The sequence below is a fragment of the Streptomyces sp. NBC_01235 genome (assembly GCF_035989285.1).
In the GTDB taxonomy this organism is placed as follows: Bacteria; Actinomycetota; Actinomycetes; order Streptomycetales; family Streptomycetaceae; genus Streptomyces.
The window spans coordinates 2,398,504-2,413,492 of sequence record NZ_CP108513.1 but is presented as its reverse complement, the minus strand read 5'-3'; the positions used below and the strand labels follow the sequence as shown (position 1 = coordinate 2,413,492).

Below are 14,989 nucleotides of genomic sequence, written 5' to 3'. Positions count from 1 at the left end.
GAAAAGTGCGGGACAATCTGGATGGGTGAAGTCGGCTAGACCGTCGTCTCTTTTAGGAGGACGCTTCCGACATGAAGGCCGTCGTGATGGCCGGAGGCGAAGGCACACGCCTTCGTCCCATGACCTCAAGCATGCCCAAGCCGCTCCTGCCGGTGGCCAACCGGCCGATCATGGAGCACGTTCTGAGGCTGCTCAAAAGGCATGGGCTCAACGAGACCGTCGTAACCGTCCAGTTCCTGGCGTCACTGGTCAAGAACTACTTCGGTGACGGCGAGGAGCTCGGAATGGAGCTCACCTATGCCAACGAGGAGAAGCCACTCGGTACCGCCGGAAGCGTCAAGAATGCAGAGGAGGCGTTGAAGGACGACGCCTTCCTCGTCATCTCCGGCGATGCCCTCACCGACTTCGACCTCACCGAGCTGATCAACTTCCACAAGGAAAAGGGTGCGCTGGTCACCGTCTGTCTGACCCGTGTGCCCAATCCGCTGGAATTCGGGATCACCATCGTCGACGAAGAGGGCAAGGTCGAGCGTTTCCTCGAGAAACCGACCTGGGGCCAGGTCTTCTCGGACACCGTGAACACGGGTATCTACGTCATGGAGCCCGAGGTCTTCGACTACGTCGAGGCCGATGTGCCCGTTGACTGGTCCGGTGACGTCTTCCCTCAGCTGATGAAGGAAGGCAAGCCGGTCTACGGCTTCATCGCCGAGGGCTACTGGGAGGACGTGGGCACGCACGAGAGCTATGTGAAGGCTCAGGCCGACGTGCTGGAAGGCAAGGTCGACGTCGAGCTCGACGGGTTCGAGATCTCGCCTGGCGTATGGGTGGCCGAAGGCGCCGAAGTGCATCCCGATGCCGTACTGCGCGGGCCCCTGTACATCGGGGACTATGCGAAGGTCGAGGCCGGCGCCGAAATCCGCGAGCACACGGTCGTCGGATCCAACGTCGTCGTGAAGAGCGGGGCCTTTCTGCACAAGGCCGTCGTGCACGACAACGTGTACGTCGGGCAGCACAGCAATCTGCGGGGCTGCGTCGTCGGAAAGAACACCGACATCATGCGGGCGGCAAGGATCGAGGACGGCGCCGTCATCGGCGACGAATGCCTGATCGGTGAAGAATCGATCGTGCAGGGCAATGTGCGGGTCTACCCCTTCAAGACGATCGAAGCCGGCGCGTTCGTCAATACGTCGGTGATCTGGGAGTCCCGAGGGCAGGCGCACCTCTTCGGCGCCCGCGGGGTGTCCGGAATCCTGAACGTCGAGATCACGCCCGAGCTGGCAGTACGTCTCGCCGGGGCCTACGCCACGACCCTCAAGAAGGGGTCCACCGTCACCACGGCCCGGGACCACTCCCGTGGCGCCCGTGCGCTGAAGCGGGCCGTCATCTCCGCGCTCCAGGCCAGCGCCATCGACGTACGCGACCTGGAGAATGTACCGCTGCCCGTGGCGCGGCAGCAGACCGCGCGGGGGAGTGCCGGCGGGATCATGATCCGGACCTCGCCCGGGGTGCCGGACTCCGTGGACATCATGTTCTTCGACGGGCAGGGCGCGGACCTGTCGCAGGGCAGCCAGCGGAAGCTGGACCGGGTGTTCGCGCGGCAGGAGTACCGGCGGGCGTTCCCGGGAGAGATCGGGGACCTGCATTTCCCGGCCAGCGTTTTCGACTCGTATACAGGGTCGCTGTTGCGGAACGTGGACACGACCGGGATCTCCGAGTCCGGACTCAAGGTCGTGGTGGACGCCTCGAACGGCAGTGCCGGGCTGGTGTTGCCGAGTCTCCTCGGGAAACTCGGGGTGGACTCGCTGACCGTCAACCCCGGCCTCAACGAGGCCAGACCCACGGAGACGGGCGACCAGCGGCGCTCCGGGCTCGTGCGGCTCGGGGAGATCGTGGCTTCGTCGCGGGCCGCGTTCGGTGTGCGGTTCGACCCGGTGGGTGAGCGGCTCTCCCTCGTCGACGAGAAGGGCCGGATCATCGAGGACGACCGGGCGCTCCTCGTGCTGCTCGACCTGGTGGCCGCCGAGCGGCGCAGCGGGCGGGTGGCGCTGCCGGTGACCACGACCAGGATCGCCGAGCAGGTGGCGGCGTATCACGGGACGCAGGTCGAGTGGACGACGACCTCGCCCGACGACCTGACCAGGGTCGGGCGGGACGAGACGACCATCTTCGGCGGGGACGGCAAGGGCGGGTTCATCGTCCCGGAGTTCAGCAGTGTCTTCGACGGTACGGCGGCCTTCGTGCGGCTGATCGGACTGGTGGCGCGGACGCAGCTCACCCTCAGCCAGATCGACGCGCGGATCCCACGTGCGCACGTCCTGAAGCGTGATCTGGCGACCCCGTGGGCCGTCAAGGGCCTTGTGATGCGGCGGGTCGTCGAAGCGGCCGGAGATCGCTTCGTGGACACCACCGACGGCGTACGGGTGGTGGAGACGGACGGGCGTTGGGTGATGGTGCTGCCCGATCCCGCCGAGGCCGTCACCCATCTGTGGGCGGAGGGGCCGGACGACGCGTCCGCGCAGGCTCTGCTCGACGAGTGGGCGTCGGTCGTGGACAGCGCCGGACGCTGATACCACGCGCACGCGCGCGTGCCGGACAAGTGTCCCCAAGGGGGCCTGTCCGGCACGCCGGTGGGGCCATTCGGAGGTACTGGGCGCGACGTGCGACGATGTGCGGCATGCCGCAGCAGCCCCCCGTTCGGAGCAAACCCGCGCGCGTGTCGCGTCCGGACGCGTCCATGTCGCTGCTCACCAACGTCATGGACCACAGCCTCGACGACGGATATGCCGAGGCCGCCGCCCGCAAGCAGGCCGAGGGCGCGGGTGGTCTTCCCAAGACGGTGCGTGCGAAGCTCGGTCTCGCCGCGGGGCTGGTGCTCGCGGCCCTCGTGGTCACCGTTGGTGCGGCGCAGGCGCGGGTCGCGGCTCCGGTAGTCGCCAAGGAGCGTGAGGAGCTGATCGACCGCATCGACCGCGAGACCAAGACGGCCGACGAGTTGGAGAGCACCGTCGACAAGCTGCGCGCCGACGTGAGTGCCCGGCAGCAAGAGGCGCTCAAGCAGAGCGGCGGCGGCGACGGGGCGGACCTGGTGGACATCCTGTCGGGTGCCGTCGAGGTGCACGGCCCGGGCGTCAAGCTGGTCGTGGACGACGCCAAGGAGGCCACCACGGGGGGTGGCGGCGACCCGCGCGAGACCTCCGGTTTCTCCGACATCGGGCGGGTCCGGGACCGTGACATGCAGCGCGTGGTGAACGGTCTGTGGGCGTCGGGTGCCGAGGCGGTCTCCATCAATGGACAGAGGCTGACGGCGCTGTCGGCGATCAGGGCCGCGGGGGACGCGATACTGGTCGACAACAAGCCGCTGGTGCCGCCGTATACGGTGCTCGCGGTGGGGGACGGGAAAAACCTCAGCACCCGGTTCCAGAACAGTGCCGACGGTCTGTATCTCAACGCGCTGCAGGAGAACTACGGCATCCGGACGGCCATCTCGGTGGTGGACGACGTCCGGCTGCCCGCGGCACCGAGTGTGATCGTACGTACAGCACAGCCGAGATCTGAGAAGGACGCATCGTGATCGCCGTACTGGGCCTCGTCGTGGGAGTCGTGGCCGGCCTGTTGGTCCAGCCGGAGGTTCCGGCAGCCGTCGTGCCTTATCTGCCGATCGCCGTGGTGGCGGCGCTTGATGCCGTGTTCGGCGGGCTGCGGGCCATGCTCGACGGCATCTTCGACGACAAAGTGTTTGTGGTGTCGTTCCTGTCGAACGTGGTCGTGGCGGCCTTGATCGTGTTCCTGGGCGACGAGTTGGGCGTGGGGTCGCAGCTGTCCACGGGTGTCGTGGTCGTCCTCGGCATCCGGATCTTCTCCAACGCCGCGGCGATCCGTCGGCACGTCTTCCGGGCGTGAGGCCGATGAGCAACCAGGATGAGGCGCCCGAGAACAGGCTGCGCAAGGAGTTGCCCGACGAGGTCCCTGTGGCGTCGTCCGGGGGCGGAGCGGCCGAGAAACCGGCCGAGACCGTGCTGACCGGCAGGCAGCGGCTGGTACAGGGGCTCTGGCCACCGCGGGTGACGCGGGCCCAACTCATTGTGGCCCTGCTGCTGTTCGGCCTCGGTTTCGGCCTGGCGGTTCAGGTCGCCTCCAACAGCGACAGCGGAAACGCCCTGCGTGGCGCGCGGCAGGAAGATCTTGTGCGCATCCTCGATGAACTTGACGACCGCAGTCAGCGTCTTGAGGACGAGAAGCAGGGACTCGAAAGGCAGCAGCAGGAGCTGGAGAACAGCTCCGACCAGGCCGAGGAGGCCCGTAAGCAGACGGTCGAGAAGGAGAAACAACTCGGCATTCTGGCGGGCACGGTGGCTGCGCAGGGGCCCGGCATCACGATGACCATCGAGGACACGAAGGGGACGGTCGAGGCGGACATGTTGCTCGACGCGATCCAGGAGTTGCGCGCGGCCGGGGCCGAGGCGATCCAGGTGAACGGTCTACGGGTCGTCGCCGGCACGTACCTGACGGATTCCGGCAAGAGCGTGAGCGTCGACGGGAACAAGATCAACGCGCCCTTTCGTTTCAAGGTCATCGGCAACCCGCAGGACCTCGAGCCGGCGCTGAACATCCCTGGAGGCGTGGTGCAGACTCTCGAGAAGGAGCAGGCCACCGTGGCCGTCGAGCGGTCGGACAAGATCGTCGTGGACGCCTTGCGAGCGGCGAAGCAGCCTGACTACGCTCGGTCGTCGGTCCAGTGAACCGGGGGTGCATGCGGGGCGTACGGCAGGGGCATGAGGTTGCGGGGGGTCGACGCACTGATTGGGTGGTGCGTGGTGGAAACTGTCTGGTGGACATGGACGTTGTGAAGGTGTCCGGGTCGGCCGGTGTATTCAGTCAGGGTTCGTCCTGCCCCACGGGCGGGTCTGTTTCGGTCAAGGGGAATCGCCCGTGAAGTTGTTTGCGAAGTTGTTCGGCAAGAGCGCGCGAGAGGGCAGCGACAACGCGACCGCTCGTCATCGCGCACAGCCTGACGCAGAGGGTCAGCGGCCGCTGTTCAGGGACCAGGTGGGTGGTCCGGGCGGTGAAGTTTCCGGAGGTCAGGGTGCGGCGTCTGTTGACCCTGCGCAGTCCGGCGGCATAGGTTTCGGCCAACCGTCAACCTCAAGTACGGGTGGAGGGTTTTCCCCTATGTCGGCCCTGGTGTGTACGAGGTGCGGTAACCGCAACGCGGAGAACAGCCGCTTCTGCTCCAACTGCGGCGCGCCGCTGCGCCCCGGGCTGACGCCCGAGCGCGCGTCGGAGACGACCTCCACCATCTCCATTTCCGGTCTTGAGGCCTACGACGCCGAGGTCACTGGCCAGACGCAGTTGCCCGCGCTCTCTCCCGAGGCGCAGGCCGCGGTCGACGCGCTGCCGCTGGGTTCCGCGTTGCTGGTCGTGCGCCGCGGTCCGAACTCGGGCAGCCGCTTCCTTCTCGACGGCGACCTGACCACGGCCGGCCGTCACCCGCAGAGCGACATCTTCCTCGACGACGTGACGGTCTCGCGTCGTCATGTGGAGTTCCGGCGCAACCCGGACGGCACGTTCCGGGTGGCGGACGTCGGCAGTCTGAACGGCACGTACGTCAACCGGGAGCGGATCGACGAGGTCGCTCTGTCGAACGGTGACGAGGTGCAGATCGGCAAGTACCGGCTGGTCTTCTACGCGAGCCAGCGGGGCTACTGACCCTCCCCCGGGCGCCGTCCGGGGGGACCCCCAGGGAAGGTCCATGCTTCGAACACCGAGGGGCGGTGCCGGAAACGGCACCGCCGCCGCGGACGGTGGTCCGATGAGCATCGGCACCGTGCTGAACGCGCTGCGTGACGAGTTCCCCGAAGTCACCATCTCCAAGATCCGTTTCCTGGAGTCGGAAGGGCTCATCGAGCCGCAGCGGACCCCTTCGGGGTACCGCAAGTTCAGCGCGGAGGACGTCGAGCGCCTCGGCCACGTACTGAGGATGCAGCGGGACCACTACCTGCCGCTCAAGGTCATCCGCGAGCACCTGGACGCCATGGAGCGCGGCGAGGCCGCGCCGTTGCCGACCGTGGGCCGGCAGCGGGACGGTGAGGCCCTCCTGGAGCCGGCGGTTTCTAGGGGTCGTTGCAACACGTGGTCGTGTTGATCAGGCCGCGAGCAGTTTATGCAGGCGCTCGGCCGGGGTTTCCCAGCCGAGCGTTTTGCGTGGGCGGCCGTTGAGCTCGGCGGCGACGGCGTCCAGGCGTTCGCGGGTGTGGACCGCGAGGTCGGTGCCCTTGGGGAAGTACTGCCGCAGCAGGCCGTTGGTGTTCTCGTTCGAGCCGCGCTGCCAGGGGCTGGCCGGGTCGCAGAAGTAGACCGGGATGTCGGTGGCCAGGGTGAAGGAGCCGTGGGCGGCCATCTCGGTGCCCTGGTCCCAGGTCAGTGACCGCACCAGGTGGGCGGGCAGGGTCCGGGCGGTTTCGACCAGGGCGTCGCGGACATGTTCGGCGGTTCGGCCGTGGGGCAGGTGCAGCAGCACCACGTAGCGGGTGGCGCGCTCGACCAGCGTGCCGATGGCGGAGGCACCGTCCTTGCCGATGATCAGGTCGCCTTCCCAGTGGCCGGGCACGGCCCGGTCCTCGGCTTCGGCGGGCCGTTCGCTGATCATGACCATCGGGGTGGAGAACCGCGGCTGGCGCTGCTGGGCCTGGCGGCGGGGCTTGCGGCGGGTGCGGCCCGAGCGGAGGGCTTTGGCCAGTTCGCGGCGGAGTTCGCCGCGTCCTTGGACGAAGAGGGCCTGGTAGACCGTTTCGTGGACCACGTGCATCTCCGGCCGCCGGGGGAACTGTGCCCGCAGAGCCTGGCAGATCTGCTCCGGGCTCCACCGTATGTCCAGGTGGTCCTGGATGAAGTCCCGCAGCTGCGGGTGCTGGCCGATCTTGCCGGTTTTGGGCCGGGGCCGGCGGGAGTCGGCGCGGGCCTGGGCGGCGAAGGGGCGGTACTGGCCGTTGCCGGGGTGCCGGTTGCGGCGGATCTCCCGGCTGATGGTGGACGGGCTGCGACCCAGCTCGGCGGCGATCGTGCGGACCGTGGCCTTCTCCCGCAGCCGGTCGGCGATGTGGATCCGGTCGGCCTCACGCAGATACCGGGACGGACCGGGAGGCGGCGCCACCGCTTTGATCGGTGGCGCCGCCTTGTGCCTGCCCGACGGGTTGCGGCCGTTGCGCCACCGCTTGCCCGTCCGGGTATTGATCCCGACGCGTCGGCAGGCTTCCAAGCTGCTCAGGCCCTGGTCCATGAGCCGGAAGTATTCCTCCCGCTCACGGACCAGCTGCCTACGGCCTTGCGCCACCGTCCGCACCTTGCGGATCTCGAACTCCATCGCACCCCTTGAGCTGGGGTGTTGCGACGACTCCTAGAACCCAAGGCCCTCGGAGGGGCCCACCGTCGCCCGGATCGGCCGGTCCGAGCTGTTGGCCGCTGCGGGGATCAGTGAGCCGGAGCTCACGGAATGGGAGTCGTACGGGCTCGTCGTGCCATTGGAGGACGGGGTCTACGACGCCGAGGCGGCCACGGTGGCCGCGCTCGTGTCCGAGCTGGGCCGCTTCGGGATCGAGCCTCGGCATCTGCGTGTGATGAAGGCCGCGGCCGACCGTGAGGCCGGGCTCGTGGACCAGGTGGTGGCCCCGCTCAGGCGTCACCGCAATCCGCAGACCAGGGCCCTTGCGGAAGCCCGTACGAAGGAGCTCGCGGGGCTCACGGTCCGGCTGCACGCGGCGTTGGTGCAGACCGCGCTCGGGGTGCGGCTGCCCTGAGGGGGCGGGTTCGCCCTGGGTGGATCGGTCACCCGTTCCCGGCCCGACTACCCAAACGTCCCGGGCACGGCCTAGGGTTGCTGTGTGAACGAGCTCGATGTCGTAGGTGTCCGGGTCGAGATGCCCTCCAACCAACCGATCGTGCTGCTGCGTGAAGTGGGAGGCGACCGTTACCTCCCCATCTGGATCGGACCGGGGGAGGCGACGGCCATCGCCTTCGCCCAGCAGGGCATGGCCCCCGCGCGGCCGCTGACCCACGACCTGTTCAAGGACGTGCTGGAGGCCGTCGGTCAGGAGCTCAGTGAGGTGCGCATCACAGATCTGCGGGAGGGTGTCTTCTACGCGGAGCTGGTCTTCGCCAGCGGGGTCGAGGTGAGTGCGCGGCCCTCCGACGCCATAGCGCTGGCGCTGCGCACGGGGACGCCGATCTACGGCAGTGACACGGTGCTCGACGACGCGGGGATCGCCATCCCGGACGAGCAGGAGGACGAGGTGGAGAAGTTCCGCGAGTTCCTCGACCAGATCTCGCCCGAGGACTTCGGCACCAGCAACCAGTAGTCGGCGCATCCGCGTGACGTGGCCGTCCTGTACGGGGGGTGCCTGCTCCGTTCACGGCAAATGCCAGCGGCGAGTGAGAGCGTCCTACGGCTACCTCTCGGCGCATTCGGCTAGCCTTTCCCCGCGGTGGGGTGCGGGAAACCACTCTTAGGGTGATTATCACTCGGCGTGCCGAGTGTGGCGATCGTTGACGCACCCCTGGTGACTGCCTACCGTCGAGAAGGCAGGTCAAGGACGGAGGTCGGCGTGAGAAGCAGCGGCGACGGTACGGCTGGGGGTGCCCCCGGACTCGGTGTCGGGGGGAGCGGTCCGTACCCTCCCCCAAGCTCTCAGCTGCGTTCGAGCAGGGGATACCCCCCGCACGGCAGCGCGGCCGATCACGCTCCGCATCGACCGGCGGCCGTGCCGAGCAGCGGAGGGGCGACGTCCATGGCGTCCGAGCAGATCGGCTATCGCGGCCCGACGGCCTGTGCGGCCGCGGGCATCACCTATCGCCAGCTGGATTACTGGGCGCGCACCGGGCTCGTCGAGCCGAGTGTGCGGCCCGCCCACGGGTCCGGTACGCAGCGGCTGTACAGCTTCCGGGACGTCGTCGTCCTGAAGATCGTCAAGCGGTTCCTGGACACCGGGGTGTCGCTGCAGAACATCCGCACCGCCGTGCAGCATCTGCGGGAGCGCGGGTTCAGCGACCTGGAGCGCATGACGCTGATGAGCGACGGCGCCACGGTCTACGAGTGCACCTCGCCGGACGAGGTCCACGCGCTGCTCCAGGGCGGCCAGGGGATCTTCGGGATCGCCGTGGGCGTGGTGTGGCGGGATGTCGAGCGCGCGCTGTCGCAGCTGCACGGGGAACGGGTCGACACCGGGGAGACGCTCGTCGGGCACAACCCGGCGGACGAGCTGGCGCGTCGGCGCAACCGGGCGGTCTGAGGCTCCTCGCGGGACGCGAGGGGCGGGCTGTACGACCTCATTGTCAGTGGTGTGGTGCAGCATCGGACATGTGAGAAACGTGCCCACGATCCTGCATCTCGACATGGATGCCTTCTTCGCGCAGGCGGAGCAGGCGTCCAAGCCGAGTCTGCGCGGGAAGGCCGTGGTCGTGGGCGGTCTGGGACCCCGTGGAGTGGTCGCGACCGCCTCCTACGAGGCGCGGGCCTTCGGGGTGCATTCGGCGATGCCCATGGCCCAGGCACGCAGGCTGGCTCCGAACGCCGCCTATCTCGTTCCGCGCTTCGCGTTCTACCGGTCGATCAGCGAGCAGGTCATGGGGCTGCTGGGGGAACTGTCGCCGCTGGTGGAGCCGCTCAGTCTGGACGAGGCCTTCGTGGACCTGGAGGCCGGGGAAGCGGCTTGGGACAGCGAGTCGGCGCGGCTGGCCGGCGTCAGACTGCGCGCGGACATCCGGGCCGTCACCGGGCTCACGGGTTCGGTGGGCCTGGCCTCCTGCAAGATGCTCGCGAAGATCGCCTCGGAGCAGGCGAAGCCCGACGGCCTGGTGCTCATCGAGCCCGGCACCGAGCGGGCGCTGCTCGGACCCATGTCGGTGCGGACCCTGCCGGGGGTCGGCCCGGCGACCGGGGACCATCTGAGGCGGGCCGGGATCACCACGGTCGAGGAGATCGCCGAGGCCGGTGAGGACGAGTTGGTGCGGCTGCTGGGCAAGGCCCATGGGTACGCCCTGTACGCCATGGCGCTGGCGCGCGACGACCGGCCCGTGGTGGCCGAGCGGGAGACCAAGTCGGTGTCGGTCGAGGACACGTACGACGTGGACATCCACGACCGGGTCCGGGTCGAGCTGGAGGTGCAGCGGCTGGCGGACCGGTGTGTGCGGAGGCTGCGGGGGGCGGGTCTGTCGGGGCGGACCATCGTGCTGAAGGTACGGCGGTACGACTTTTCCACGCTCACCCGGTCCGAGACCCTGCGCGGGCCCACGGACGATCCGGCGGTGATCCGGGAGGCGGCGGCCCGGTTGCTGGACTCCGTGGACACCACGGGCGGGGTCCGGCTCCTCGGGGTGGGCGTCAGCGGTCTCGCGGACTTCACGCAGGAGGACCTGTTCGCGCAGGCGGCGGGGGAGCGGGTGGGCGGGCCCGAGGAGGAACTCGCGGACGAGCCCGCCGGCCAGGAGCCGGTGCCTGTTGAGCACCAATGGCGCCCGGGACACGACGTGCGGCATGCCGGGCTCGGCCACGGGTGGGTGCAGGGCAGTGGGCTGGGCCGGGTCACCGTGCGGTTCGAGACACCCGAGTCGGAGCCGGGGCGGGTACGGACGTTCCGGACCGACGATCCGGAGCTGGAGCCGGCGGATCCGCTGCCACTGGTGCGGCGAAGACCCGATGAGGACGGCGGACCCCGGGAACTCTCAGCGAGACGGATCAGTTACACAGAGTGAAGCGGCTCGAAGTGTGGGGTGGGCCGCAGGGATGGCGTCCCGTGAGGCGCCGCCGGTGAAGGAGGGGGAGCTGCATGAAACAGCACGGAGGTCGGTTCGCGGACCCGGCCAGGGTGTCGTCAGAGCGTGAAGCCGAGATGCGGCAGGTCGTGGATCGGGTCACTCGGTGGTCCGCGAACCGGAGCGAGGTGATCGGGCTGCTGCTCGTCGGGTCGTGTGCGCGTGGAGCCGCGCGTCCCGACTCGGATGTCGATCTCGTGCTGCTGTCGACGGCCACTGCCCGGTACGCCGACGACGACGCCTGGACGCGTGAGCTGTCCCTGGGGGAGCTGGTCCGCGTCCAGGCGTGGGGGCCCATCACCGAGTGGCGCCATGTCACCGCCTCCGGTCTGGAGGTGGAGGTGGGCGTCGGTTCTCCGGACTGGGCCCGGACAGATCCGGTCGACGTCGGCACGAGGAGAGTCGTCATGGACGGCGCCCGGCCGCTGTACGACCCTGCCGGGATTCTCGGGGCGTTGATACAGGCCTGTGCCTGAGGTGCTCAGCTCTCGTCCGTTCCCGCCAGCCGGCCGAAGTCGTGGTCGGGGAGCGGGCGCGGGGCGGCCACGTCGAGGCCGTAGTGGTGGTAGAGCTGGAGTTCCTGTTCCGGGGAGAGGTGGCGGCCCACGCCGAAGTCCGGGGCGTCCTTGATCAGGGCCCGGTCGAAGGGGACGTGCAGGGTGCCCTCGACCAGCTCGCTGGGCTCCAGGGGGACGAAGGCGTCGCGGGAGAACAGGCCGGTGCGTATGGCCGCCCACTCCGGCACGCCGGTGGCGTCGTCGAGGTAGACCTCGTCGACGGTGCCGATCTTGGTGCCGTTGCGGTCGAACGCCTTGCGGCCGATCAGGTTGCGCGGATCGATGTCGGTCTGCACGGGCCCTCCACTTGGTCGCAACTCATCCGTAAGCACTACAAAAGAGCACTTTGGGACGGGCGGCCACTCGAGAGGGTGGCGTTGACCTCGCTGGTACTCTGACAACGGCTGCTGACCCCGTGCGGGAGAGTCCTCCGGACATCATCGGAGGCGCCGAAGGAGCAAATCCTCCCCGGAATCTCTCAGGCACACGTACCGCACGGACGAGGTCACTCTGGAAAGCAGGGCGGGTGCCGACGGCGTCGACGGCTTCCGCTCTCACCGACGGTGAAAGCCGGGTGCCCTCGGGCGGCCGGTGAAGCTCTCAGGTTGAGATGACAGAGGGGGAGGCCGTCCGGGTACCCGCGCCGTGGTGACCCTCGAAGGTCGTGTCAGACCAGGAGGCCTCCGTAATGACCGCCCATCGTATTCCGCTCTCCGAACTCGAACAGGGAATCCCGTTCGAGCAGCGTCACATCGGGCCCGATCATGAGGCGCGGGCCAAGATGCTCGCGCAGGTCGGCTACGGCTCGCTCGACGAGCTCACCGCCGCCGCCGTCCCCGATGTGATCAAGAACGCCGACGCGCTGGACCTGCCGGGCGCGCGCACCGAGGCCGAGGTGCTGGCCGAGCTGCGCTCGCTGGCCGACCGCAACCAGGTCCTCGACTCGATGATCGGGCTCGGGTACTACGGGACGTTCACGCCGCCCGTCATCCTGCGCAACGTCATGGAGAACCCGGCCTGGTACACGGCCTACACGCCGTACCAGCCGGAGATCTCGCAGGGGCGGCTCGAGGCGCTGCTGAACTTCCAGACCATGGTCGCCGACCTGACCGGGCTGCCGACCTCCGGCGCGTCGCTGCTCGACGAGGGCACGGCCGCCGCCGAGGCGATGGCGCTGTCCCGGCGGATGGGGAAGAACAAGAAGGGTCTCTTCCTCATCGACGCGGACGCGCTGCCGCAGACCATCGCCGTGATCGAGACCCGCGCCGAGCCGACGGGCGTGGAGGTCGTCGTCGCGGACCTGAGCGACGGTATTCCGGCGGAACTCGCCGGGCGCGAGATCAACGGCGTGCTCGTTCAGTACCCGGGCGCCTCCGGTGCCGTACGCGACCTCAAGGCGCTCATCGACCAGGCGCACGGGCTCGGCGCGCTCGTCACGGTCGCCGCGGACCTTCTCGCGCTGGCGCTGCTGAAGTCGCCCGGTGAGCTGGGGGCGGACATCGCGGTCGGTACGACGCAGCGGTTCGGGGTGCCGATGGGCTTCGGCGGCCCGCACGCCGGCTACATGGCCGTGCACGAGAAGTTCGCGCGCAGCCTGCCCGGGCGGCTCGTGGGCGTGTCCGTCGACGCGGACGGCCACAAGGCCTACCGGCTCGCGCTCCAGACGCGTGAGCAGCACATCCGGCGTGAGAAGGCCACGAGCAACATCTGCACGGCGCAGGTGCTGCTGGCGGTGATGGCGGGGATGTACGCCGTCTACCACGGTCCCGACGGGTTGCGGGCGATCGCCCTGCGCACGCACCGGTACGCCTCGATCCTCGCCGCCGGGCTCGAGGCCGGCGGTGTCGAGGTCGTGCACGGCTCGTACTTCGACACGCTGACCGTGCGGGTGCCGGCGAAGGCTGCCGAGGTGATCGCAGCCGCGCGGGAGCACGGGGTCAACCTGCACCTCGTCGACGCCGACCATGTGTCGATCGCCTGCGACGAGACGACCGCTCGGGCGCAGGTGGCCGCCGTCTGGGCCGCCTTCGGGGTGGACGGCGACATCGAGTCGCTCGACGCGGCCACCGCCGACTCGCTGCCCGCCGGGCTGCTGCGGTCCGACGCGATCCTGACGCACCCCGTGTTCCACCAGCACCGCTCCGAGACCGCGATGCTGCGCTACCTGCGCAGGCTTGCCGACCGGGACTACGCGCTGGACCGGGGCATGATCCCGCTGGGCTCCTGCACCATGAAGCTCAACGCGACCACCGAGATGGAGCCGGTCACCTGGCCCGAGTTCGGGCAGCTGCACCCCTTCGCGCCGGCCGAGCAGGCGGAGGGCTACCTCACGCTCATCCGCGAGCTGGAGGAGCGGCTCGCCGAGGTCACCGGGTACGACAAGGTGTCGCTTCAGCCGAACGCCGGGTCGCAGGGGGAGCTGGCCGGGCTGCTCGCCGTCCGCGGGTACCACCGGGGCAACGGGGACGAGCAGCGGACGGTGTGTCTCATCCCGTCCTCCGCGCACGGCACGAACGCGGCCAGTGCCGTCATGGCGGGCATGAAGGTCGTCGTCGTGAAGACCGCCGAGGACGGCGAGATCGACGTCGAGGACCTGCGGGCGAAGATCGAGCAGCACCGGGACGAGCTGGCGGTGCTGATGATCACCTACCCGTCCACGCACGGGGTGTTCGAGGAGCACGTCGCCGACATCTGTGCCCAGGTGCACGAGGCGGGCGCGCAGGTGTACGTGGACGGCGCCAACCTCAACGCGCTGGTCGGGCTGGCCAAGCCGGGGCACTTCGGCGGGGACGTCTCGCACCTGAACCTGCACAAGACGTTCTGCATCCCGCACGGCGGCGGCGGTCCGGGCGTCGGCCCCGTGGCCGTACGGTCGCACCTGGCGCCGTATCTGCCGAACCACCCGCTTCAGCCCGCCGCCGGGCCGGAGACCGGGGTGGGGCCGATCTCCGCGGCCCCCTGGGGCTCCGCGGGCATCCTGCCGATCTCCTGGGCCTATGTGCGGCTCATGGGCGGCGAGGGGCTCAAGCGGGCCACGCAGGTGGCGGTGCTGAGCGCCAACTACGTCGCCAAGCGGCTGGAGCCGCACTACCCGGTGCTCTACAACGGGCCGGGCGGGCTCGTCGCGCACGAGTGCATCATCGACCTGCGGCCGCTGACGAAGGCGACCGGCGTGAGCGTCGACGACGTCGCCAAGCGGCTCATCGACTACGGGTTCCACGCGCCGACGATGTCGTTCCCGGTGGCCGGGACGCTGATGATCGAGCCGACCGAGTCCGAGGACCTCATCGAGCTGGACCGGTTCTGCGAGGCGATGATCGCCATCCGCGCGGAGATCGAGAAGGTCGGGGCGGGCGAATGGCCGGCCGAGGACAACCCGCTCCGGGGCGCCCCGCACACCGCGGCCGCGCTCGGCGGGGAGTGGAAGCACGCGTACACGCGTGAGGAGGCCGTCTTCCCGGCCGGTGTGTCCGCCGCCGACAAGTACTGGCCGCCGGTGCGCCGCATCGACCAGGCCTTCGGCGACCGGAACCTGGTCTGCTCGTGCCCGCCGCTGGACGCCTATGAGAACTGAGCGAGTGAGTGACTGACCTGAGGCCCGGCCCGAAGGGCGGGGCCTCAGCGCGTGC

Annotated in this window: 12 protein-coding genes, 2 pseudogenes and 1 riboswitch; of the genes and pseudogenes, 12 read left to right on the top strand and 2 right to left on the bottom strand. The window is 69.2% G+C overall.

What is annotated here, in order from left to right; translation table 11 throughout:
- Positions 1–71: 71 nt before the first annotated feature.
- The 6 genes and pseudogenes from OG289_RS10300 to ftsR form a co-directional block, all read left to right on the top strand.
- The gene (locus OG289_RS10300) at positions 72–2,567 is read left to right on the top strand and encodes a mannose-1-phosphate guanyltransferase (RefSeq protein WP_327313714.1); all 2,496 of its coding nucleotides are present in this window, start codon (positions 72–74) and stop codon (positions 2,565–2,567) included.
- Positions 2,568–2,734: 167 nt separating this feature from the next.
- The gene (locus OG289_RS10295) at positions 2,735–3,571 is read left to right on the top strand and encodes a DUF881 domain-containing protein (RefSeq protein WP_327320632.1); all 837 of its coding nucleotides are present in this window, start codon (positions 2,735–2,737) and stop codon (positions 3,569–3,571) included.
- Entirely contained in the window at positions 3,568–3,900 is a 333-nt protein-coding gene (locus OG289_RS10290; protein ID WP_020133151.1) for a small basic family protein, read from the top strand. The genes OG289_RS10295 and OG289_RS10290 overlap by 4 nt, the downstream gene beginning before the upstream one ends.
- A gap of 5 nt (positions 3,901–3,905) precedes the next feature.
- Positions 3,906–4,739, top strand: a complete 834-nt coding sequence (locus OG289_RS10285; RefSeq protein WP_327320631.1) for a DUF881 domain-containing protein — start codon at positions 3,906–3,908, stop codon at positions 4,737–4,739.
- Between the two features lie 61 nt (positions 4,740–4,800).
- On the top strand, positions 4,801–5,706 hold the full coding sequence (locus tag OG289_RS10280; protein ID WP_327313713.1) for an FHA domain-containing protein: 906 nt from the start codon (positions 4,801–4,803) through the stop codon (positions 5,704–5,706).
- A 43-nt stretch (positions 5,707–5,749) separates the two neighbouring features.
- Positions 5,750–6,106: pseudogene (gene ftsR, locus OG289_RS10275) on the top strand (transcriptional regulator FtsR); the annotation flags it as partial.
- A 36-nt stretch (positions 6,107–6,142) separates the two neighbouring features.
- Here the strand turns inward: ftsR and OG289_RS10270 are convergent.
- Complete coding sequence (locus tag OG289_RS10270; RefSeq protein WP_442818889.1) at positions 6,143–7,360, bottom strand: IS30 family transposase; 1,218 nt, start codon at positions 7,358–7,360, stop codon at positions 6,143–6,145.
- Between the two features lie 40 nt (positions 7,361–7,400).
- Between OG289_RS10270 and OG289_RS10265 the strand changes: the two are divergent.
- The 5 genes and pseudogenes from OG289_RS10265 to OG289_RS10245 form a co-directional block, all read left to right on the top strand.
- Positions 7,401–7,793, top strand: a pseudogene (locus OG289_RS10265) (MerR family transcriptional regulator); the annotation flags it as partial.
- 84 nt (positions 7,794–7,877) lie between these two features.
- Entirely contained in the window at positions 7,878–8,351 is a 474-nt protein-coding gene (locus OG289_RS10260; protein WP_093771173.1) for a bifunctional nuclease family protein, read from the top strand.
- Positions 8,352–8,597: 246 nt separating this feature from the next.
- On the top strand, positions 8,598–9,281 hold the full coding sequence (locus tag OG289_RS10255; protein ID WP_327313712.1) for a MerR family transcriptional regulator: 684 nt from the start codon (positions 8,598–8,600) through the stop codon (positions 9,279–9,281).
- Between the two features lie 70 nt (positions 9,282–9,351).
- On the top strand, positions 9,352–10,743 hold the full coding sequence (locus OG289_RS10250) for a DNA polymerase IV (protein WP_327313711.1): 1,392 nt from the start codon (positions 9,352–9,354) through the stop codon (positions 10,741–10,743).
- Positions 10,744–10,817: 74 nt separating this feature from the next.
- On the top strand, positions 10,818–11,279 hold the full coding sequence (locus OG289_RS10245) for a nucleotidyltransferase domain-containing protein (protein ID WP_327313710.1): 462 nt from the start codon (positions 10,818–10,820) through the stop codon (positions 11,277–11,279).
- A gap of 5 nt (positions 11,280–11,284) precedes the next feature.
- On the opposite strand, the gene OG289_RS10240 is transcribed toward OG289_RS10245, so the two are convergent.
- A complete protein-coding gene (locus OG289_RS10240) occupies positions 11,285–11,656 on the bottom strand; it encodes a PRC-barrel domain-containing protein (protein WP_327313709.1) in 372 nt (123 codons plus the stop codon).
- A gap of 112 nt (positions 11,657–11,768) precedes the next feature.
- A riboswitch (glycine riboswitch) is annotated at positions 11,769–11,864 on the top strand.
- Positions 11,865–12,048: 184 nt separating this feature from the next.
- Here OG289_RS10240 and gcvP point away from each other — a divergent pair.
- A complete protein-coding gene (gene gcvP / locus OG289_RS10235) occupies positions 12,049–14,934 on the top strand; it encodes an aminomethyl-transferring glycine dehydrogenase (RefSeq protein ID WP_327313708.1) in 2,886 nt (961 codons plus the stop codon).
- Positions 14,935–14,989: the final 55 nt, after the last annotated feature.